Below are 19,665 nucleotides of genomic sequence, written 5' to 3'. Positions count from 1 at the left end.
AAATTAGCTTTGGTCCTGAGCGCTTGATAACGCTGATACACACCAAAAAGCAAAAGACTGAAAATCTTTTGCGGCTTGGCTCGATGGCGAATAGTGTTGAACGGTCGTCAGGTTTGCCACACATTCAAGCAATGCCGTATCTCGATGAATCGAAACAGGAATCAAGGATTCGCTAAGTTCCTTTTTCAGCACCAACATGAAATCACGACCAATTTCGGTTTCTGGCTGATACTTATTCACCAAAAAACGTAATTTGTCAGAGCGAAGCAATCTCGATAGCTCTTCATGTTGTAGCCAAGATTGAAGAGTGAGATAACTCAGGGCGTCTGCCGTTACCACCACCACAATCATATCCATTGAGTCGACAAAAGATCGCACTTCAGGATCAGTAAGCTCTGCTAAGTCGGCGTGAAAAAGCAGCCACTGCTCACCACGGTTTTCGCTCACTTGCAACGTCATTTCACCTAGCATTGACAGGTAGTGAGAACGCTCGTTAAAAAACGCTTTTAACTGCTCAGAATTCAGATGGCCAAACGGTAAAAAAAGTGCACCTTGTGGGCTTTCATAACCAGCCTGGGTCCAAGGTTTATCTGAAAGAAGTTGTTTCGCCCAGCCATCTTTCTCTTCCTGCGGCAAGCCAAGATGAGTTTGCAGTAAACTGTTAGACACCACCTCAATGGCCAGTACCTGTTTGTTTATCTTAACTAATGCTTGTGCCAAGTTCGCAGCGACGGTCGTTGAGCCACAACCACCTTTTAAACTAACAAAAAGAAGGCGTTTCATATCGCTTCAGTCTCTAAACCTGTCTGCTTAATACGCACTTGAAACAGAGCATTGCGAGCACCGTTGGCTTGAAAGACCAACCACTTATTTTTAGCTTGCACGTAAGACTCGTTTTCTGTTGTTTCAATATACTTATGTTGAGTTAAGTTATAAGAAGAGTAGATCGAATTAATATCTTTTGCAGACTCAGTCACAACATTTTTTTCACAATATAACGGTGTTTAAACTGCGGTAATGGCAATCCCGCCAATTACTCTTTGCAGTATAAATTCCATTGTTAAAAAATTGACGCATCGAACTATGCGTCTCATATTTACAGAATGCTAATGAATGTGAACAGGGCTGTTTATTAGTTCACATAATTAATAAATCCCTAAATGATGTTTGACTTCAGAAACAGGGGTTATGAAGGTGAATTGTAATTATCCATTTACGACATATAAGTGAAATAAATAATTTACAGCAAAATCATAGGCTTGAAAATTATTGAATTTAAACTTATAAACATCATATGAAGCAATGCTATAACTATTTTAATTTTTGATCAATTTCGTTTAATATCTTGGCGTCATTTTCTTGTCGCCAAGAAAAGTTAACATTGTAACGATTAGCATACAGCGGATTGTAAGCCACAACGCAAAACGACAGTAAACTATTGAATATAAGGCCTTTTGATGTCAGCAATCTCCGGGTTATCCGCTATTACTTCTGAAAAAGAGATAAGTTCTGTTTATGTAAACTTGTTTACACATAAGCAAATGGTCATTGATTATTTGTTCAGTACGCTACCAGAAAATAACAACACTTCACTTACAAGCTTTACAGACAAGGAAACTTTTTTGTCTGCATTGAATGATGAAGCCTTATGCAAATTCAATGAGTTATCCACACTCCATATTGAACAGTGTTTCTTTCTTAGCAACAAATTCACAAATAAAGCGCCGAACGCTATAAATCTTGTGAAAGACATTCACCAAACAAATATAAAGAAACTCTCCACATATATATTAGTAGTTCCAGATTCACTACTATCATCAAGTGATGATTATTTTGTAAGTGTTTTCCTACGAAACTTAAATGAACTAGCAAGTAATAAAAAACTCACTATTAGTGTTTGTATATATGGGCATCTGACGACTTCACTATTAAAGCCCATTCTTATTTCTCATAATAGATACATCGCCGGTTTGGCGACCATGACATCATTTGATGATGCTCGCTACTGCTATCTTGTGGATTTTTGGTCCAATAAACACGGTGTAATTTCCCAAGACGAATACCTTCTCTCTAACACTAAAGATAAGAAGCTAAAAGCAACGTCTTACGAAACCCATCAGCCTCGTGCCATACAGGAAGACAAATCGGATAGTGATAGAATATATATCAGCAGAGGAGCCTTCAGAGAAAGCGAGAAAGCCCCAAAAGGGATGAGTATGGCTGAGAGTAATCAAGAGCTCATAGCGATGTTAAACAACCCTCGCTCTTCAACTATTGTTTTCAGCTGTGATAACCAAAGCGAAGTTCAACAGATCGCGTTAGATTGCTACCGTTTAAGGTCCGCGTATGGCCGTCAGCTAAAGATTATTGTCAGGGAGACCCAACAATGTCTGAGATATGCAGATGAAAAGTTCTTACTTCGCTCGGGGGCAAACTTCATTTCTCACGCGCAAATCCCCCCAATGCGCTTTATGACTCAGGTTGAAGCAATTCAAGGCCAGATGCTTACGCGTCCAATTCCTGACAGTTTAGAGGCGCTCTTAAAGTATGACCTTAAGTTTGGTAGCAAAGGCTACTTACAAAACCAGGACTTTAGCCAATACTGTATTGACGTCATTTCCCACTCAACACACTCAAATGTGAACTTTGCGCTTATCAAGCTGAACTTATTACCAGGCATGACGGCAGAGGAATGTTTACGTCTTTGCCATATTCGAAGAGATGGCGACGTTGTGACAGCCTGCAACAAAGCTCTGTATGTCTTGTTCAGTGCTATTCGACATAGCGATATTGACATTGCACTCAACAATATATTTGAGTTCCCAGTGAGAGACTTATTTCACTCAACTCACACGTTTGATACTCAATTAGATATCGAAACAGAGTTAAAATTCATCGTTCAAGATGAAGCCGTCATATCCGACGACGTTTCAGCTCTGGCGACAGAGAGGAAAATATTCCATAACACCATTAATTCTATGGTTGATGTTCCTCCTTTGTTTGCTGTGAAAAAAACCATTGAGCTCAAGGAACGTTCATGAATATTAACGATTTTTTACTGACCGTGTGTATCAGTTCAGGTATTGGCCTACTCCTAGGATACTTTCTACGTGACCTAGTAAACGCTACCCGACGCTTTTACCACAAACACTTAAAACGCTCGCGCTATTTTGAGCTAGATACATCAGCCACTAACACCAAGAAGCTTAAGTAATGACATCGCATTCTCATGACTCTACCCCCCTCACTATAGGATTGGGCTGGTGGAACATTTACTTTATCGCAAAAACAGCGCTCTATTTTCAAGGAATCATCGATTTCCATCCAATGGAAAACTTTGCGCTGTTGATCTTCATCTTGCTTCCTATCTCGATGAAAAGCCTAAATGCGGTGCGCCATATCGTTTCATTTGTCGCCGCAGCGTGGCTCTTGCATTACGATTCTTATCTCCCTCCTCTAGACCGTCTTTGGGCTCAAGCGGGACAGTTAATGCAGTTTGAATTGAGTTATCTGGTCGAGCTTTTGGGACGATTTTTATCATTCCAAGCAATACTCGGATTGCTCGCTTTGTGTGGTGCGTACTTTATTTTGAGCAAGTTTGTTAGGGTTTCAGTCTTTGTGGTTATTGCGATGATCTATATAAGTATTCCTATGACGACTGAACCTCAGACAACAGTGGCTGCAGAAGTAGCCCAACAACAGCCAACAACCGAGGTTACTGCTAGCAAACAACCTCAAATAACGGAAATTAATGATGCCAGTCTCAACACGTTAACTGCAGATTTCTTTTCTAAAGAAGCTTCTCGACGTGTGGCATTCGATACCAACAGCGCAATGGATGCTCCTTTCGATTTGTTGTTCTTGAGTATTTGCTCGGTCGCGTGGGATGACATCGAAATTGCAGGACTGGCCGATCATCCTCTATTCAAAGAATTTGACATCATGTTCGACAACTTTAGCTCTGCAACGTCATACAGCGGGCCTGCGGTCATTCGTCTGTTACGAGCCAATTGTGGTCAACAGGAACACAGTCAACTGTTCCAGCCAGCACCATCAAAGCAGTGCTACTTGTTCGAAAGTTTGAAAGAGCTAGGCTTCACAGAAAATTTACTGATGAACCACAATGGTGTCTTTGATAGCTTCCTTGAATTGATCAAAAAAGACGGCGACTTACAAGCGGCTCTTATGTCTCAAGAAGACTTAACTCCTTACCAAAAATCTTTTGATGGCTCTTCGATCTTCCGCGATAAGCAAGTATTGGATAACTGGTGGCAGCAAAGACTTAACAGTAGTGACGACAAAGTCGTGGCACTCTACAACTCAATTTCACTACATGATGGCAACAGGATCATCAATGCGAACTCAAGCACATCTATTGCTAGCTACAAAATGCGCCTTAAGAATTTGCTTGATGACCTCCACGCGTTCTTTAAAACCTTAGAGTCCTCAAAACGCAACATCGTTGTCGCTTTGGTACCAGAACATGGTGGTGGTATGCGAGGAGACCGCATGCAAATTTCAGGTATGCGAGAAATTCCTGCACCGACAATCATTCATACACCGGTAGGAATTAAAATCTTCGGAGAAGGAATTCAGCGTCAGGGCGACACCGAACACGTAAGCGAGCCATCTAGCTATCTGGCATTGTCGCAGCTCGTTTCGAATATCCTGGATAAAAACATTTATCAAAGTAAGACGTTTAGCCCTTCAATATTGACAGAGAACCTACCAGAAACACGAATTGTCGCGCAGAACTCAGGCTCTACTGTGATTGAAGTACAAGGGAAGTATTATGTTTCTCTTGATGGTTCAAGTTGGATTGAATACCCCGCGAAATAGCGAGAATAAAACCATGCAATGACAAAGGCCGGTGTTTCCGGCCTTTGTCATATAAAAAACCAATAACCTCTCAAAGGTCTCAGAACTTCAATTGTCTATTGTCTATAAATAGGTAAAAATGGATCGAACATTATGCACTTAAGGGAATAACTCATGCCAATTGATTCACTGATCACCATCGGTATTTTCGTCGTTCTTGCTGTCGTTATCTTATCTTCAGCCATTAAAACGGTTCCGCAAGGAAACAACTGGACAGTTGAACGCTTCGGACGCTACACCCACACATTAAAGCCGGGTTTAAACTTGATCATTCCATTTGTTGATAAGATAGGGCAAAAAGTCAACATGATGGAGCGCGTTCTCGATATTCCTGCGCAAGAGGTCATTTCAAAAGATAACGCTAACGTGGTTATTGACGCTGTCGGATTTGTTCAAGTGATCGATGCTGCCAAAGCGGCTTATGAAGTCAACGACTTAGAACACGCTATTAGAAACTTGACCCTTACCAACATTCGTACCGTTTTAGGTTCAATGGAACTGGACGAAATGCTGAGCCAACGCGACATGATCAACTCTAAGCTGTTGGCGATTGTTGACCAAGCAACAAACCCTTGGGGCGTAAAAGTCACACGAATTGAGATTAAAGATGTCCAGCCACCAGCCGATCTGACCGCTGCAATGAATGCGCAAATGAAAGCCGAGCGTAATAAGCGTGCGGAAATTCTTGAAGCAGAAGGGGTTCGCCAAGCTGAGATATTAAAGGCCGAAGGTCATAAACAATCAGAGATATTAAAAGCTGAAGGCGAAAAGCAGTCTGCTATTCTCCATGCAGAAGCACGTGAGCGTGCCGCGCAAGCAGAAGCAAAAGCGACTTACATGGTTTCCGAAGCCATTGCAAAAGGTGACATGCAAGCCGTCAATTACTTCATTGCACAGGGTTATACCGAAGCGATCAAGAGCATTGGTCAAGCCGAAAATGGTAAAATCATTATGCTTCCATTAGAAGCAACCGGACTAATGGGCTCGGTTGCAGGGATAGCAGAGATGTTTAAACAACAAGATAAAGAATAATTTATGGACTTTTTTAGTTTGTTGGAAGGTATCTCTTTCTGGCATTGGCTAGCGTTTGGCTTTGCTCTTTTAGCAGTTGAGCTACTTGGTACCGCTGGGTATTTTCTCTGGCTCGGGATGTCTGCACTTATCGTTGGAGCAATCATGACCGTTTTGCCAATGAGCTGGCAATTGCAATGGCTTTGCTTTGCAAGCTTCAGCTTAATCACCACCTGGCTTTGGTGGCGACGACAATGGTCTAAAGACAAACAAGAAGACCAAGAAAGAGATCTGAACCAAAAGTACAAGCAGTTAATTGGGCGTACTCTTATCCTTGAAGAAGACTTTTCCGTCGGACTCAATCGCATCAAGGTAGCCGATACCACATGGTCCGCACAATCGGATCAAGCACTTCCAGCCGGTACCCGCGTAAGAGTCACTGATGTGGAAGGTATTATTTTAATCATTGAGCCTGATTCTAATTAATTTATGCCAAAGTAATGGGGCAAATCATGCTCCATTACTTTAATCTAAACAACTGCTTTCATTTCATTACCTTAATTAAAATCGAGAAAAAAATAAGTATTAGTAATATTATTAATATCCTACCTCACATTTCCTATTATTTAATTATTCAACACACGACAATCAATAAGATAGAAATATATCTAGGTAAATTATCGATCTAAATTTATTTTAAAAAATAAAACTTTATTGAATTATTTTTTGATCTTTTTATCCTCGGATACATACTTAACGCATAAGCATTTAAGTTAAGTGCTTTTTATTTGGTAAGTAAGAGGATGTACTATGAATAAGCTTCTCTTTTTAATGTTGTGCGGTATTTTTTCTTTTTCTTCCTTTGCCTACAACAACGGAAACGGCGGTACAACTAATTTGGGACCTATAGTCGAATGTAAGATGCCAAGTGGCGACGTTACGAATATTCCAAGTGAAATGTGTCAATTTAGAGGTGGTGAATGGGAATAGTAAAGAAGTAAGAGCTTAGTTTGATATAAGAGCCCTATTCAACCTTGCCTTTCTGCGTAGTCACGGTTTATATCAGTACGTAAATATTTAAAGTTTATATTAAGGTGATTATTATGAGATTTTTATCTGGTCTATTAGTAATATCTTTTGCCATAATTCCGTTAACCACTCATGCTAATGGTGCATCCGGTGGTCGTACGTTAGGCCCAGAGATAAAGTGTGAGTTGCCAAACGGTAATGTACATATGTTGCCACCGTTATATTGCAAAATATACGACGGCCGAGAAGTGAAATAGAAAAGGAGCCTAGCGGCTCCTTTTATTATCTCATTAAGTATTAGTGGAAGCTGTAAGGGATAAGAACTTGTAGACGTAAGTCTGTTTCATCCGCATCGCCAGCACCTGCGTACTCATCACGTTCTAGGATTGTACCGTGTAAACGAATGGTAGAACCTTTAAGCGCGCCACTTTGTAGTGAGTAAGATACTGTTGCGTTAACTGCGTATTCGCTTTCGTAATCCCAGTCACCTGATGCTCCGCTTGCTGCAGAGTCAGCGCCAGTACCGTAACCAAAGCCTAGGTAGTAGTTCCAGCCGTTACCTTGGTTGTAAGATAGACGGTTGTACCATGCTAGCTCACCCGCTTTGTTCCAGTCAGACAGCGCGTCCCACCACTGAGACCAAGTACCATTGTTCATACCATATGTATGAATAGTACGAGGAACGAAGTCCGCACGGTTATCTGTGTCTGTGTAGCGCAACTCAGACATCCAAGCTAGCTTGCCGAAAGATTGATTCAAAGATAGACCAGTGTGGAAACCTAGACCATCGTATTTCACATCATCGTCAACACCGTAGAAATCAAATGCTAGAGTTGTACGGTCACTAACAGTGTACTTCAAGTAAGCCTTGTAAGAAGTGTTGTCAGTTTCGTTGTGGTAGCTAGTTACTTGACCTGCCCCCCAGTCAACACCATTTGCATATTTAACGCCAGTAGCTTGACCCAAACCAAGTTGCATAAACAAGCTGTCAGTTAGGTTACCGTTTAGGCCTAGAGAGTGTAGGTAGCTCCATGACGTGTCAGACCAAAGCGCTGGTGCGTAATCATCTTCGTGAAGCAGCCAAGGTGCTGTAAATTGGTCTGCGCCAAAGTAGCTTAGGTTGAAATCACCAAGTTTAGCGTTCAGTTCGAAACCACGGTAAGTACCAGGTACAAAGCTCCAAACGTTACCGATTGTACCGTTACCACCAGCCTGTAACATACCGAAACGAGCATTAAAGTTTTCGTTTGCTTTGAATTTCAGCGCTGCTTTGTAAACTTTAAGCTGCTGACCATCACCTGCACCCCAGTCTAGGTTGTTACAAGTTGAGATTTCGTTACATAGGTAGCCTTCGTTTGAATTGTAAAGACTATCGTTGTAAAGATCGCCAGAGTAGTAAGCCGCAACATCTGCGCCCACCCAACCATCGTGGTAGCCAGAAGTGAAGTCTAAAATTGCGTTGTAAGAAGAGTAGTTTAGACGACTCCAACGGTCACCATTTTCACCGCCGGGCTTACCTGTTGTACGAGTTCGTGAACGAGTATCAACTATGAATAATGCATTCAGACTTGAGTCTTGCATAAATTCGTTCACTTTCTCTACGTACTCGCCACCTGCTGCACTTTCAGTAGACGCTGTAGCTGGAGCGACAGCAACAACACCAAACATTGCTGCGGTTAACGCTGAAACCTTAAAAAATTTGTCCATGGAAAAACTCCTAAAAATGGATATAGCTGTATTTTTCTATCTCACCTTTAGTTGGCCGCCGAAGGAGAGAAGTAAATTCCTGATCAAACCTCATTATTTCTAATTTGGCTTTTTTTAGTTCCTGCATACACACCGTGTATCCACGTGATTAAGACTAACTTCGCAGCTAAAAACATCCAAATGGAACTTATTTTTTTTCTAAAAAAATATGAGCCACTCCAAAGTTCCATATAACTTATTGATCCAGATCTTATTTTTAACAACATCAACACAACACAATAAATTATTATTTAAAATCAAACACTTAATTTGAACTTAAAAGTATCAACTTGAAGTCACTCGCAGACTAAAAAAGCCAAAAAAACCAATAACCCAAGGTTCGATCTTGATCACTGAAAAGAACAAAGGCATCAATTACTCAATAAAAAAACACTTAATTATGAACAAGAAAAAGCCCCGCATGCTTACCATACGGGGCTTTTAGTTATTTTTTAGCTTTTTTGAGAAGACTTAATTCATCAGTTCGAGTAAGTCTTGTTCTGTTTTAATTTCGATACCCAGTTCTTGTGCCTTTGCGAGCTTCGAACCTGCATTTTCACCAGCAAACAAAATATCGGTTTTCTTAGAAACACTACCCGTCACTTTAGCCCCCAGTGCTTGGAGGGCTTCTTTGGCTTCTGTACGCCCCAGTTGAGAAAGTGTTCCCGTTAATACTACTGTTTTACCTTCTAATGGTAATTCCCCCACCTGCTCAGTAGTATTAATCTCTGGCCAATGAATTCCTTGTTCAAGCAAATCTTTAACCACCGCTTGGTTCTGTTCTTCACTAAAGAAAGTCGTAATATGTTGAGCAACCACAGCACCGATGTCTTGCACTTCAATCAACTGCTCTTCGGTAGCATTTTGGATCGCTCCCAACGTTTTAAAGTGCATTGCTAAGTTTGCTGCGGTTGCCTCGCCAACTTCACGGATCCCCAGTGAATACAAAAACCGAGGTAACGTTGTCTCTTTGGATTTTTCTAACGCATTCACAATATTCTGCGCAGACTTTGGCCCCATGCGATCTAGTACGGTTAAAATCCCCGCTGATAACTTAAATAAGTCAGCAGGAGTTTTCACCATCTCACGATCAACAAGCTGCTCGATCACTTTATCGCCTAAACCGTCAACGTCTAACGCTTTACGAGAAACAAAGTGTTTTAGCGCTTGTTTGCGTTGGGCTTGGCAAACTAAGCCCCCCATACAACGTGTTACCGCTTCTCCTTCGATCCGCTCAACATGCGAACCACAAACAGGACACTGAGTTGGGAAAACAATATCTCGAGCTGTTTCTGGTCGACGCTCTTTGATGACAGATACGACTTGGGGAATAACATCGCCAGCACGGCGGATCACAACGTGATCACCAATCTTGACCTGCAGACGTTCTATCTCATCTGCGTTATGAAGCGTCGCATTACTTACCGTTACCCCGCCAACAAATACAGGCTCTAGTTTAGCAACAGGTGTAATCGCACCAGTGCGACCGACTTGGAACTCCACTTCATTCAGTGTCGTCATTTCTTCCTGTGCTGGGAATTTGTAGGCAATCGCCCAACGTGGAGCGCGAGCAACAAACCCCAGACGCTCTTGCACGGCAATATCGTCAATTTTAATAACGACACCATCGATCTCATAAGGGAGGGCATCACGACGCTGCAATATATCTTGGTAGTAAGCTTTTACATCCGCCAAGCTTTCAACTCGCTTAGTTTCCGGACACATTGGCAGTCCCCAAGATTTGATTTGCAAAAAGCGTTCGTAATGACTTGCTGCCAATTCTGCGCCTTGCACCACGCCTACACTGTATGCATAGAAGCTAAGCGGACGAGAAGCTGTAATACGTGAATCCAATTGTCGCAAGCTACCTGCCGCAGCGTTACGTGGATTAACAAAGATTTTCTCGCCTTTCTTCCTTGCTAATTCATTGAGCTTTTCAAACCCAGCTTTCGGCATAAAGACTTCACCACGAACTTCAAGACGATTTGGCCAGTCATTACCTCTGAGTTTTAAAGGAATGGCTTTAATCGTACGCACATTCTCTGTGATGTTTTCACCCGTAGTACCATCGCCTCGAGTGGCCGCCTGAACTAATACGCCATTCTCATATAACAAACTTACGGCGAGTCCATCCAATTTAGGCTCACAACAGTATTCTTTCACACTCTGGCTGCCCACGCGCTCTTGTGCGCGCTTGTGGAAACTATCAAGTTCACTATCATCAAACGCGTTATCAAGCGAAAGCATCGGTACTTCATGTGTCACTTGGCTAAACGCAGAGAGAGGTTGTCCACCGACACGTTGGCTTGGCGAGTCTACGGTTATTAAGTCAGGGTTCTCAGCTTCAATATCCAGTAACTCTCGCATTAAACGGTCGTACTCGGCATCAGGGATCTCTGGGTTATCTTCCACGTAGTAACGCACAGCGTGGTAATGCAACGACTCTTTTAGTTCTTCTAGTCGCTGAAGTACTGATTCAGACATAGTAAAGCCCCGTGTATTTTCAATCGGTGAGGTTGGGAAATCCAAGAAAAAGGGCTCCATCCGGAGCCCTATTATTATTTGCTGTTAAGATTATGCGTTAGCGGCATTAAACTCAACTATTTGACGTCGATAAGATGCTAAACGATCTGGCGTCATTAAGTTGCGCTGGTCATCAAGTACGTTACCACCTAAGTCATCAGCAATTTGCTGCGCAGTTCGGAGCATTAAGTTGAAGTTCTGTTCAGCCTCGCCATAACAAGGCAATGTCATGAAGAATGAAATACCCTTCGTTGTAAACTCAGCAGGATCAGCATGCTCAAACGTACCAGGGTGCATCATATTAGCGACGCTAAACAGCACTTTGCCGTTACCGGACAAGTCAACATGACGATGGAAAATATCCATCTCGCCATAAATTAGACCGTTTTGTTGCATACTTTCAAATAAAGCAGTACCAACAAATGGCTCTTCACCAGCACAGTGCACATTCAATACAATCACTTGCATTTCAGGTTCTGGCTTTGGCTCTTCCTTAGGCTCTGCAACGACAGGCTCACTAACCGTTTCGACTTGCTGTTCTTTCTCCGTAACATCAAACGCGGCGGGAATAACGTCTTCTTCCACAGCAGGCTGGAATGGCTCTTCAGCTACTGTTGCTTGAACAACAGGCTCAACGTCCTCTTCTTTATCTTTTTCTGCAACAAATGAAGGGATGTCATCCGGCTCCTGCTGCGTCTGTTTGACTTCAGATGGACCACCGAATAACGGGTCAGATTCAAACTTGTTGTCGAAAGAGCTCGCCATCCCAAAATCTGGTTCTTTGCGATCTTTGCGAATGATCTCAAAGTCATCTTCAGGAGCGGGAGCGAAGTCTCGTTCTTTCTCAACAAGATCATTTTTGTCTTCTTGGTCAACATCCAGCTTACCAAGTGGCTTGTTACCAAACTTTGCTTTGCCTTCTTTTTTACTGCTCCATAAACCATGAAACAGTAATGCCGCGATGGCTAATGCGCCAACAACAATGAGTACGAATCGCAATTCCTGCATTATTTACTCTCAATATACTTGTTTTTACTACTCGCAGTTCCTTGAGCAGCAACCCAAGTGCAATAAATCTGAATGATACGTTTACTTTACCAAAACTATATGTAGATTTAGAACAACTTAATGCAAGAAGTTCCGTTTTTTGTTGTGATTCTTGCCACGATTCCACTTAACAAGACGTCATTTGTCAGGGCATTGAAAGAAAAGTCCTCACAGGTACAATGAGTTTTCATTTACACGAAGCCAAAATAGACATGAAGCAAAACAATCAGCAGAGAACCGGGTTCGGTTATTTTCTATACGGGATACAATTGGCACTTGCCCCTAAAATCAGACGCTTTGTCATCTTACCTCTACTTGCAAATATCTTGCTTGTGGGTGGTGCCATCTTCTATCTATTTTCAAACCTTAATATATGGATCGAAGACTGGATTGGGCAGCTGCCTGAGTTTTTATCCTGGTTAACTTACATTCTTTGGCCTTTACTCGCTCTGACGATACTCGCTACCTTCTCCTATTTTTTCAGCACGCTCGCGAACTTTATCGCCGCGCCATTCAATGGCCTCTTGGCTGAAAAAGTGGAAGAGTACTTAACGGGACAAAAAGTAAATGATGATGGTTTCACTGCCGTCCTGAAAGATGTTCCTCGCGTTTTAGCTCGTGAGTGGAGAAAGCTCCTTTACATATTACCTAAAGCAATAGGCCTATTCCTATTATTGCTCATCCCTGCCCTTGGACAAACAGTAGGCCCATTTTTATGGTTTATCTTTACCGCCTGGATGCTCGCGATTCAATATTGTGACTACCCGTTTGATAACCATAAAATTCCATTTAACGACATGCGTTACAAATTGAAACAAAAGCAAGGTAAGGCCTATGGCTTTGGGGTATTGGTGTCTGTATTTACGACGATCCCAATTTTGAACCTCATTGTCATGCCTGTAGCAATATGTGGTGCAACCGCTATGTGGGTCGCGGAGTTTAAGCACCAACGATAGTCGATTAGAGATTAAGGAAAGGGATCAGCGCCAGCTTTTCCCTTTTCTTTTATCAAGTTCTGGGCCAACCTAATAAGATATAACTTTTTAATCCTTTTCCCTTTTTTTCATACCGCATATTCTTCTATCCATATTCACACAACGTGTAATGAAGGAACATCACTATGAGCAAAATCTACGAAGATAACTCTCTTACTATTGGTAATACACCTCTCGTTCGTCTAAACAAAGTAAGTAAAGGCAAAGTTCTCGCGAAAATTGAAGCGCGTAACCCTAGCTTCAGTGTTAAGTGCCGTATCGGTGCAAACATGATTTGGGAAGCAGAGAAAGCGGGGCTTCTTAAGCCAGGTGTAGAGCTTGTAGAACCTACCAGTGGTAACACAGGTGTTGCTCTAGCATTCGTAGCGGCTGCTCGCGGTTACAAGCTAACATTGACCATGCCTGAATCAATGAGCCTAGAACGCCGTAAGCTACTAAAAGCACTAGGCGCGAACCTTGAGCTGACTGAAGCGGCGAAAGGCATGAAAGGGGCGATTGCTAAAGCAGAAGAAATCGTAGCAAGCAACCCTGAGAAGTACCTACTTCTTCAACAATTTGACAACCCAGCGAACCCAGAAATCCACGAAAAGACTACGGGCCCTGAGATTTGGGAAGCGACAGACGGTGAAATCGACGTATTCGTTGCTGGTGTTGGTACGGGCGGTACTATCACAGGTACAAGCCGTTACATCAAAGGTGAAAAAGGCAAAGCCATCACTTCTGTTGCAGTTGAGCCAGCAGAGTCTCCGGTTATTGCACAAGCACTTGCTGGCGAAGAAATCCAACCTGCCCCACACAAAATTCAAGGTATCGGTGCTGGTTTCATCCCTGGTAACCTCGATTTAGACATTATTGACCGTGTTGAGCAAGTTACCTCAGAAGAAGCGATTGAGATGGCTCGTCGCCTAATGGAAGAGGAAGGTATCCTAGCTGGTATCTCATCTGGCGCAGCGGTTGTTGCAGCGAACCGACTTGCGGAACTACCTGAATTTGAAGGAAAAACAATTGTAACTGTCTTGCCAAGTTCCGGTGAGCGTTACCTAAGTACAGCACTCTTTGCAGGTATCTTTACCGAAAAAGAGAACCAACAATAATATGTGTTCAAATCAATTTTTAGTTTAAAAAAGCCCCGTTTAGGGGCTTTTTTGTTGATCCCTGCCCTACCTTTGGTAATATCAGGGTGTTTTATTTCTAGCTTCAAAATAAAGAAGCAGAACACAAAAAGGTTTCAAAGTGATTACGCACGCAAACAGTTGCGTAGTTACCAAACTTTTGACTAGTATCAGAACTGACGCGCTTTGAACTCTTCCCGTGCTAGCGCACAAGATGTAAAGCAGTTAAGCTAAAATCTGGTCACAAACTAACAAAAAAATACATTTATTGGGGTATATCACATGTACGAGAAGCAAGTAGAAATCACAGCAGAAAACGGCCTTCACACTCGTCCAGCTGCACAGTTTGTTAAAGAAGCAAAAGCATTCGACGCAGACATCACTGTGACTTCTAACGGTAAAAGCGCTAGCGCTAAGAGCCTGTTCAAACTACAAACACTAGGCCTAGTAAAAGGTACTCAAGTTACTATTTCTGCTGAAGGCCCACAAGCTCAGCAAGCAGTTGACCACCTAGTTGCTCTAATGGACCAACTACACTAATCCGGTCTCCTACTCCAGAAGCCATTTTGTGAAAGCAAAATGGCTTCGTTGGAAATAGGCTCAAAACTAAGCTAAAACTATTCGTTAGCGCACCCATTATTCTCCCGTTTTATAAAGTTGACCAAACTTAAGGTAAGGCTATGATTTCAGGCATCCTAGCATCTCCTGGTATTGCAATCGGTAAAGCACTACTACTTCAAGAAGATGAAATTGTCCTAAACACAAACACTATTTCTGACGATCAAGTAGAAGCTGAAGTTCAGCGTTTCTTTGACGCTCGTAACAAATCTGCAGCTCAGCTAGAAACTATCAAGCAAAAAGCGCTTGAAACGTTTGGCGAAGAAAAAGAAGCGATCTTTGAAGGTCACATCATGCTTCTTGAAGACGAAGAGCTAGAAGAGGAAATCCTAGCACTTATCAAAAACGACAAGATGACTGCTGATCACGCTATCCACTCAGTGATCGAAGAGCAAGCATGTGCTCTTGAGTCTCTAGACGACGAATACTTAAAAGAGCGTGCAACTGACATCCGCGATATCGGTTCTCGTTTTGTTAAGAACGCACTAGGCATCAACATTGTTTCGCTTAGCGATATCAACGAAGAAGTAATTCTTGTTGCTTACGACCTAACGCCATCTGAAACTGCACAAATCAACCTAGACTACGTGCTTGGTTTTGCTTGTGATATCGGCGGTCGTACATCTCACACTTCAATCATGGCTCGCTCACTCGAGCTTCCAGCTATCGTTGGTACTAACGACATCACGAAGAAAGTTAAGAATGGCGACATGCTGATTCTTGACGCAATGAACAACAAGATTGTTGTTAACCCATCAGAAGCTGAGCTAGAAGAAGCGAAAGCGGTTAAAGCAGCATTCCTAGCTGAAAAAGAAGAGCTAGCGAAACTGAAAGACCTACACGCAGAAACGACTGACGGTCACCGTGTAGAAGTTTGCGGTAACATCGGTACAGTGAAAGACTGTGACGGTATCCTTCGTAACGGCGGTGAAGGTGTTGGTCTGTACCGTACTGAATTCCTATTTATGGACCGTACTGCGCTACCAACTGAAGAAGAACAGTACCAAGCGTACAAAGAAGTTGCGGAAGCAATGAACGGTCAAGCTGTGATCATCCGTACTATGGATATCGGCGGCGATAAAGATCTCCCATACATGGATCTTCCAAAAGAGATGAACCCATTCCTAGGCTGGCGCGCTGTACGTATCAGTCTAGATCGTCGTGAAATCCTTCGTGATCAGCTACGTGGCATTCTACGTGCTTCTGCACACGGCAAACTGCGTATCATGTTCCCAATGATCATCTCTGTCGAAGAAATCCGTGAGCTTAAGAAAGCGATCGAAGAGTACAAAGAAGAGCTACGCGCTGAAGGCCACGCGTTCGACGAAAACATCGAAATCGGTGTTATGGTTGAAACTCCTGCTGCTGCTGCGATCGCACACCACTTAGCGAAGGAAGTATCTTTCTTCTCTATCGGTACAAACGACCTAACTCAGTACACACTAGCGGTTGACCGTGGTAACGAGATGATTTCTCACCTATACAACCCACTATCACCTGCTGTACTTACTGTGATCAAGCAAGTTATCGACGCTTCTCACGCAGAAGGTAAATGGACTGGTATGTGTGGTGAACTTGCAGGTGACGAGCGTGCAACACTTCTACTTCTAGGTATGGGTCTGGACGAGTTCTCAATGAGCGGCATTTCAATCCCTAAAGTGAAGAAAGTAGTTCGTAACTCTAACTTCGCAGAAGTGAAAGCAATGGCTGAAGAAGCCCTTTCTCTACCGACAGCAGAAGAAATCGAAGCCGTGGTAGAAAAGTTTATTGCTGAGAAAGCTCAGTAATCGGTAGTACCAAGTAATTCAATACTTAATGGCCATTAGACGGCGAAAAAAGTCGTCTAATGAGCTATATTGGTATACTATAATTCGACAGAATAAAACCAAACCTTAGGAGCATGACACAATGGGTCTGTTTGACAAACTTAAGAAGCTTGTATCTGATGACAGCGCTGACGCTGGTGCTATCGAAATCATCGCGCCACTTTCTGGTGAGATTGTAAACATCGAAGACGTGCCAGATGTTGTTTTCGCTGAGAAAATCGTTGGTGACGGTATTGCTATCAAGCCAGCAGGCAACAAAATGGTAGCTCCTGTAAACGGTACTATCGGTAAGATCTTCGAAACTAACCACGCGTTCTCTATCGAGTCTGACGACGGTGTTGAGCTTTTCGTTCACTTCGGTATCGACACAGTTGAACTAAAAGGCGAAGGCTTCACGCGTATCGCTGAAGAAGGTCAAACTGTTAAAGCTGGCGACACTGTAATTGAATTCGATCTAGCTCTTCTAGAAGAGAAAGCGAAGTCAACGCTAACTCCAGTTGTTATCTCTAACATGGACGAAATCAAAGAGCTAAACAAGCTTTCTGGTTCTGTAACTGTTGGTGAAACTCCAGTTCTACGTGTAACTAAGTAATTTTTACTTAATCGAACACGAAAAAACGCTGCCATTGGCAGCGTTTTTTATTACCTGAAATTTTGTTTCTGATCGACTTACATCAATGAAATCCGCTCAGCTAAGTAATCCAAGTGCCGAACTCGGCCTTTGCTTTGCCTGAGCCAATAATGCTGTTGTCGCATCTTGGAGCACTTGAGAACGCACCATTTCCGTAGATTCTCTTGCGAAGTCTGTATCTCTTATTCGACTCTTGGATTCTGTAACACTCCGATTCACAGTATTTAAGTTATCCATCGAGCCGTTTACACGGTTCTGAAAGCTGCCAATTTCACTCCGGTGCGAATCAACATACTTAATTGCTGCATCAATCACCCCAATTGAAAGCTGCGCCTTACCTGCCGTCGACATATCGATGTCATCCATTGTGACTAATTGACCAGCGCTCACATCAAGCTCATCCGCTAAACTCCCATCGAGAACCACACCCTCTGGCGCCTTCATCGTAGAAGCGAAGAATTGCAGTTCGTTGTTTTCCGTTACTGAAGCATTCACTATCGATTGTTGAGCATTGATGTAAGTGGCGACCTGTTCTATACGGTCACCCAATTTGAGTCCAATGGATTCCGTTTGGGTTTGCCCTTTACTGTCTTGGTATTCGACTTTTAGGGTTTGGTTATCTTTAGTGACTCGCCAATCTTTATCGACCGCATCACCAACATAATGCTGCCCTCCCATCTCTGGGATATGGCTACGCATGTTACGTAACGTCAAAGAGATTGAATTAGCGTTCGCGCCAATATGGAAACTTTGTGAACCGTAAGATCCATCAAACAGGTTTTTATCCGCAAATGTTGTCGTGATCGCGACACGATCAAGCTCATCTTGCAGCGCTACGACCTCATATTGAATACTTTGCCGATCACTTGAGTCATAACTGCCGTTTGCTGCTTGAAGCCCCAGAGAGCGTAAGCGTTGCAATATGTCACTGCTTTCGTGCAATGCTCCCTCCGCTGTTTGAGCAACAGAAAAAGCGTCGTGTGCATTTCTTAAGGCGACATCAAGCCCTCTCGCTTGTACATGGAGAGTATTCGATATCTGTAAACCTGCCGCATCATCGCTCGCCGAGTTGATTCGAAATCCCGAAGTTAGGTTGCGTTGTGACTCAACATTTTGCGCAGCTGCTTGACTCAGGTGTCTCTGCGCCACCATCGCAGAAACATTGGAATTTAAAGAGATCATCTAATCGATATGAATGCCTTATCGAACATACTGTCAGGACACATCTGAATCGTTATAGCCAATAAGCAAAAAGCCAGGGATGAGCCTGGCTTTGGTTTCTTGCTTTGTTAAATTGATTAACCTAGCAGACTTAGCGCTGAGTTAGGCGCTTGTTTCGCTTGCGCTAGAATTGAGCTTGACGCTTGCGATAGAATTTGTGATTTGGTCATTGCCGTCGTTTCTTTCGCGAAATCTGTATCTTTGATACGGCTCTTCGACGCATTCACGTTCTCGTTAATGTTGTCCAAGTTGCTGATTGCGTGGTTGAAACGGTTCTGGAAAGCACCCAGCTCTGCGCGGTGGCTATCTACGTATTTCAGTGCCGCATCGATGATAGCAACAGATTCTTGTGCGCCACCAACTGAGGTTACGTCGATAGTATCTACCGTTACTTTTTTGCCTTCGCCCAGACCTAGTTCACCAGATAGACCGCCTGAAAACTCGACCTCGCCCTCAACTTTGTTGTTGCCTGCGAAGATTTGCAGTTTACCATCTTGGTCTACTGATGCTTTCACTAGGTCAGTTTGGCCGTTAATGTAAGTCGCAAGCTCTTCGATATCGTCACCCGCTTTTGCGCTGATGTTGATTTCTTGCTCTTGGCCGTAGCTGTCCGTTAGGTTGATTTTTAGGTCATTCTTGCCTTGGGCAACGTTCCAATCTTTACCTTTACCGCTTTCTGCTTGGTAGCTTACACCGCCCATCATTTTGTTGTCTGAGCGCATGTCTTTTAGCTCAAGCATTACCGCTTCGCCGTTATCCGCACCGATTTGGAACGATTTCGCACCGTGAGTACCGTTTAGCAGCTTGTTCCCACCGAAAGAGGTTGTTTCTGCAATGCGGTTTAGTTCGTCGTTGAGTGCGGTCACTTCTTCTTGAATCGCAACACGTTCTGCTTTCGAGTTTGAACCGTTTGCTGATTGCAGAGACAAGTCACGCATACGTTGAAGAATGTTAGTGGTCTCATTCATTGCACCTTCAGCAGTTTGTGCAATCGAGATACCGTCGTTCGCGTTGCGAACCGCTACATC

The 19,665-nt window shown here is 43.0% G+C and carries 18 protein-coding genes; 12 read left to right on the top strand and 6 right to left on the bottom strand.

Translation table 11 applies throughout. From position 1 onward, the window contains the following. Window positions 1-3 precede the first annotated feature (3 nt). Complete coding sequence (bcsQ, locus tag R7Q38_RS11930) at window positions 4-783, bottom strand: cellulose biosynthesis protein BcsQ (protein ID WP_005388623.1); 780 nt, start codon at window positions 781-783, stop codon at window positions 4-6. A gap of 674 nt (window positions 784-1,457) precedes the next feature. On the opposite strand from bcsQ, the gene bcsE reads away from it, so the two are divergent. From bcsE to R7Q38_RS11895, 7 genes are all read left to right on the top strand, one after another. Beyond that, on the top strand, window positions 1,458-3,041 hold the full coding sequence (gene bcsE / locus R7Q38_RS11925; protein ID WP_239939304.1) for a cellulose biosynthesis protein BcsE: 1,584 nt from the start codon (window positions 1,458-1,460) through the stop codon (window positions 3,039-3,041). After that, window positions 3,038-3,214 carry a hypothetical protein gene (locus tag R7Q38_RS11920; protein ID WP_172797322.1) on the top strand — a complete coding sequence of 59 codons (177 nt, stop codon included), beginning with the start codon at window positions 3,038-3,040 and terminating at the stop codon, window positions 3,212-3,214. Before bcsE ends, R7Q38_RS11920 begins: the two co-directional genes overlap by 4 nt. Further along, window positions 3,214-4,839 (top strand): cellulose biosynthesis protein BcsG, encoded by a 1,626-nt coding sequence (gene bcsG / locus R7Q38_RS11915; protein ID WP_239939305.1) that lies wholly within the window; start codon window positions 3,214-3,216, stop codon window positions 4,837-4,839. The genes R7Q38_RS11920 and bcsG overlap by 1 nt, the downstream gene beginning before the upstream one ends. Before the next feature lie 153 nt (window positions 4,840-4,992). After that, entirely contained in the window at window positions 4,993-5,910 is a 918-nt protein-coding gene (locus R7Q38_RS11910) for an SPFH domain-containing protein (RefSeq protein ID WP_213886802.1), read from the top strand. Between the two features lie 3 nt (window positions 5,911-5,913). Further along, a complete protein-coding gene (locus R7Q38_RS11905) occupies window positions 5,914-6,375 on the top strand; it encodes an NfeD family protein (protein WP_167415062.1) in 462 nt (153 codons plus the stop codon). Between the two features lie 324 nt (window positions 6,376-6,699). Then, complete coding sequence (locus tag R7Q38_RS11900) at window positions 6,700-6,879, top strand: hypothetical protein (RefSeq protein ID WP_239939336.1); 180 nt, start codon at window positions 6,700-6,702, stop codon at window positions 6,877-6,879. 113 nt (window positions 6,880-6,992) lie between these two features. Then, a complete protein-coding gene (locus tag R7Q38_RS11895; protein ID WP_021707681.1) occupies window positions 6,993-7,175 on the top strand; it encodes a hypothetical protein in 183 nt (60 codons plus the stop codon). A gap of 40 nt (window positions 7,176-7,215) precedes the next feature. Here the strand turns inward: R7Q38_RS11895 and R7Q38_RS11890 are convergent, their stop codons facing one another. From R7Q38_RS11890 to zipA, 3 genes are all read right to left on the bottom strand, one after another. After that, window positions 7,216-8,625: an OprD family porin gene (locus R7Q38_RS11890; protein ID WP_137281778.1), complete on the bottom strand. Its 1,410-nt coding sequence runs from the start codon at window positions 8,623-8,625 to the stop codon at window positions 7,216-7,218. A 510-nt stretch (window positions 8,626-9,135) separates the two neighbouring features. Continuing rightward, on the bottom strand, window positions 9,136-11,148 hold the full coding sequence (gene ligA / locus R7Q38_RS11885; protein ID WP_017819968.1) for an NAD-dependent DNA ligase LigA: 2,013 nt from the start codon (window positions 11,146-11,148) through the stop codon (window positions 9,136-9,138). 90 nt (window positions 11,149-11,238) lie between these two features. Next, complete coding sequence (zipA, locus tag R7Q38_RS11880; protein WP_239939077.1) at window positions 11,239-12,195, bottom strand: cell division protein ZipA; 957 nt, start codon at window positions 12,193-12,195, stop codon at window positions 11,239-11,241. 251 nt (window positions 12,196-12,446) lie between these two features. On the opposite strand from zipA, the gene cysZ reads away from it, so the two are divergent. From cysZ to crr, 5 genes are all read left to right on the top strand, one after another. Further along, entirely contained in the window at window positions 12,447-13,190 is a 744-nt protein-coding gene (gene cysZ / locus R7Q38_RS11875; RefSeq protein WP_031780324.1) for a sulfate transporter CysZ, read from the top strand. A gap of 164 nt (window positions 13,191-13,354) precedes the next feature. Continuing rightward, window positions 13,355-14,323, top strand: coding sequence for a cysteine synthase A (cysK, locus tag R7Q38_RS11870; RefSeq protein WP_005382045.1), 969 nt, complete (start codon window positions 13,355-13,357; stop codon window positions 14,321-14,323). Window positions 14,324-14,623: 300 nt separating this feature from the next. After that, complete coding sequence (locus R7Q38_RS11865; RefSeq protein WP_005382043.1) at window positions 14,624-14,881, top strand: HPr family phosphocarrier protein; 258 nt, start codon at window positions 14,624-14,626, stop codon at window positions 14,879-14,881. 140 nt (window positions 14,882-15,021) lie between these two features. Further along, a complete protein-coding gene (ptsI, locus tag R7Q38_RS11860; RefSeq protein ID WP_005389298.1) occupies window positions 15,022-16,746 on the top strand; it encodes a phosphoenolpyruvate-protein phosphotransferase PtsI in 1,725 nt (574 codons plus the stop codon). Window positions 16,747-16,867: 121 nt separating this feature from the next. Next, complete coding sequence (gene crr, locus R7Q38_RS11855; protein WP_005382041.1) at window positions 16,868-17,377, top strand: PTS glucose transporter subunit IIA; 510 nt, start codon at window positions 16,868-16,870, stop codon at window positions 17,375-17,377. Between the two features lie 96 nt (window positions 17,378-17,473). On the opposite strand, the gene R7Q38_RS11850 is transcribed toward crr, so the two are convergent. Both R7Q38_RS11850 and R7Q38_RS11845 read right to left on the bottom strand, forming a co-directional pair. Next, window positions 17,474-18,598, bottom strand: coding sequence for a flagellin (locus R7Q38_RS11850; RefSeq protein WP_239939076.1), 1,125 nt, complete (start codon window positions 18,596-18,598; stop codon window positions 17,474-17,476). Window positions 18,599-18,714: 116 nt separating this feature from the next. After that, on the bottom strand, window positions 18,715-19,665 hold a 951-nt coding region (locus R7Q38_RS11845; protein ID WP_318114243.1), incomplete at its 5' end, for a flagellin.

This window comes from Vibrio sp. Vb0598, from assembly GCF_033338935.1.
GTDB lineage: Bacteria > Pseudomonadota > Gammaproteobacteria > Enterobacterales > Vibrionaceae > Vibrio > Vibrio alginolyticus.
This window is presented reverse-complemented; position numbering and strand designations above follow the sequence as displayed.

Coding starts and splice junctions, on each gene's coding strand:
- crr (WP_005382041.1), top strand. CDS start 16,868: ATGGGTCTGTTTGACAAACTTAAGAAGCTTGTATCTGATGACAGCGCT.
- R7Q38_RS11865 (WP_005382043.1), top strand. CDS start 14,624: ATGTACGAGAAGCAAGTAGAAATCACAGCAGAAAACGGCCTTCACACT.
- bcsG (WP_239939305.1), top strand. CDS start 3,214: ATGACATCGCATTCTCATGACTCTACCCCCCTCACTATAGGATTGGGC.
- R7Q38_RS11910 (WP_213886802.1), top strand. CDS start 4,993: ATGCCAATTGATTCACTGATCACCATCGGTATTTTCGTCGTTCTTGCT.
- cysK (WP_005382045.1), top strand. CDS start 13,355: ATGAGCAAAATCTACGAAGATAACTCTCTTACTATTGGTAATACACCT.
- R7Q38_RS11895 (WP_021707681.1), top strand. CDS start 6,993: ATGAGATTTTTATCTGGTCTATTAGTAATATCTTTTGCCATAATTCCG.
- R7Q38_RS11850 (WP_239939076.1), bottom strand. CDS start 18,598: ATGATCTCTTTAAATTCCAATGTTTCTGCGATGGTGGCGCAGAGACAC.
- ptsI (WP_005389298.1), top strand. CDS start 15,022: ATGATTTCAGGCATCCTAGCATCTCCTGGTATTGCAATCGGTAAAGCA.
- zipA (WP_239939077.1), bottom strand. CDS start 12,195: ATGCAGGAATTGCGATTCGTACTCATTGTTGTTGGCGCATTAGCCATC.
- R7Q38_RS11890 (WP_137281778.1), bottom strand. CDS start 8,625: ATGGACAAATTTTTTAAGGTTTCAGCGTTAACCGCAGCAATGTTTGGT.
- R7Q38_RS11900 (WP_239939336.1), top strand. CDS start 6,700: ATGAATAAGCTTCTCTTTTTAATGTTGTGCGGTATTTTTTCTTTTTCT.
- cysZ (WP_031780324.1), top strand. CDS start 12,447: ATGAAGCAAAACAATCAGCAGAGAACCGGGTTCGGTTATTTTCTATAC.
- bcsE (WP_239939304.1), top strand. CDS start 1,458: ATGTCAGCAATCTCCGGGTTATCCGCTATTACTTCTGAAAAAGAGATA.
- bcsQ (WP_005388623.1), bottom strand. CDS start 783: ATGAAACGCCTTCTTTTTGTTAGTTTAAAAGGTGGTTGTGGCTCAACG.
- R7Q38_RS11920 (WP_172797322.1), top strand. CDS start 3,038: ATGAATATTAACGATTTTTTACTGACCGTGTGTATCAGTTCAGGTATT.
- ligA (WP_017819968.1), bottom strand. CDS start 11,148: ATGTCTGAATCAGTACTTCAGCGACTAGAAGAACTAAAAGAGTCGTTG.
- R7Q38_RS11905 (WP_167415062.1), top strand. CDS start 5,914: ATGGACTTTTTTAGTTTGTTGGAAGGTATCTCTTTCTGGCATTGGCTA.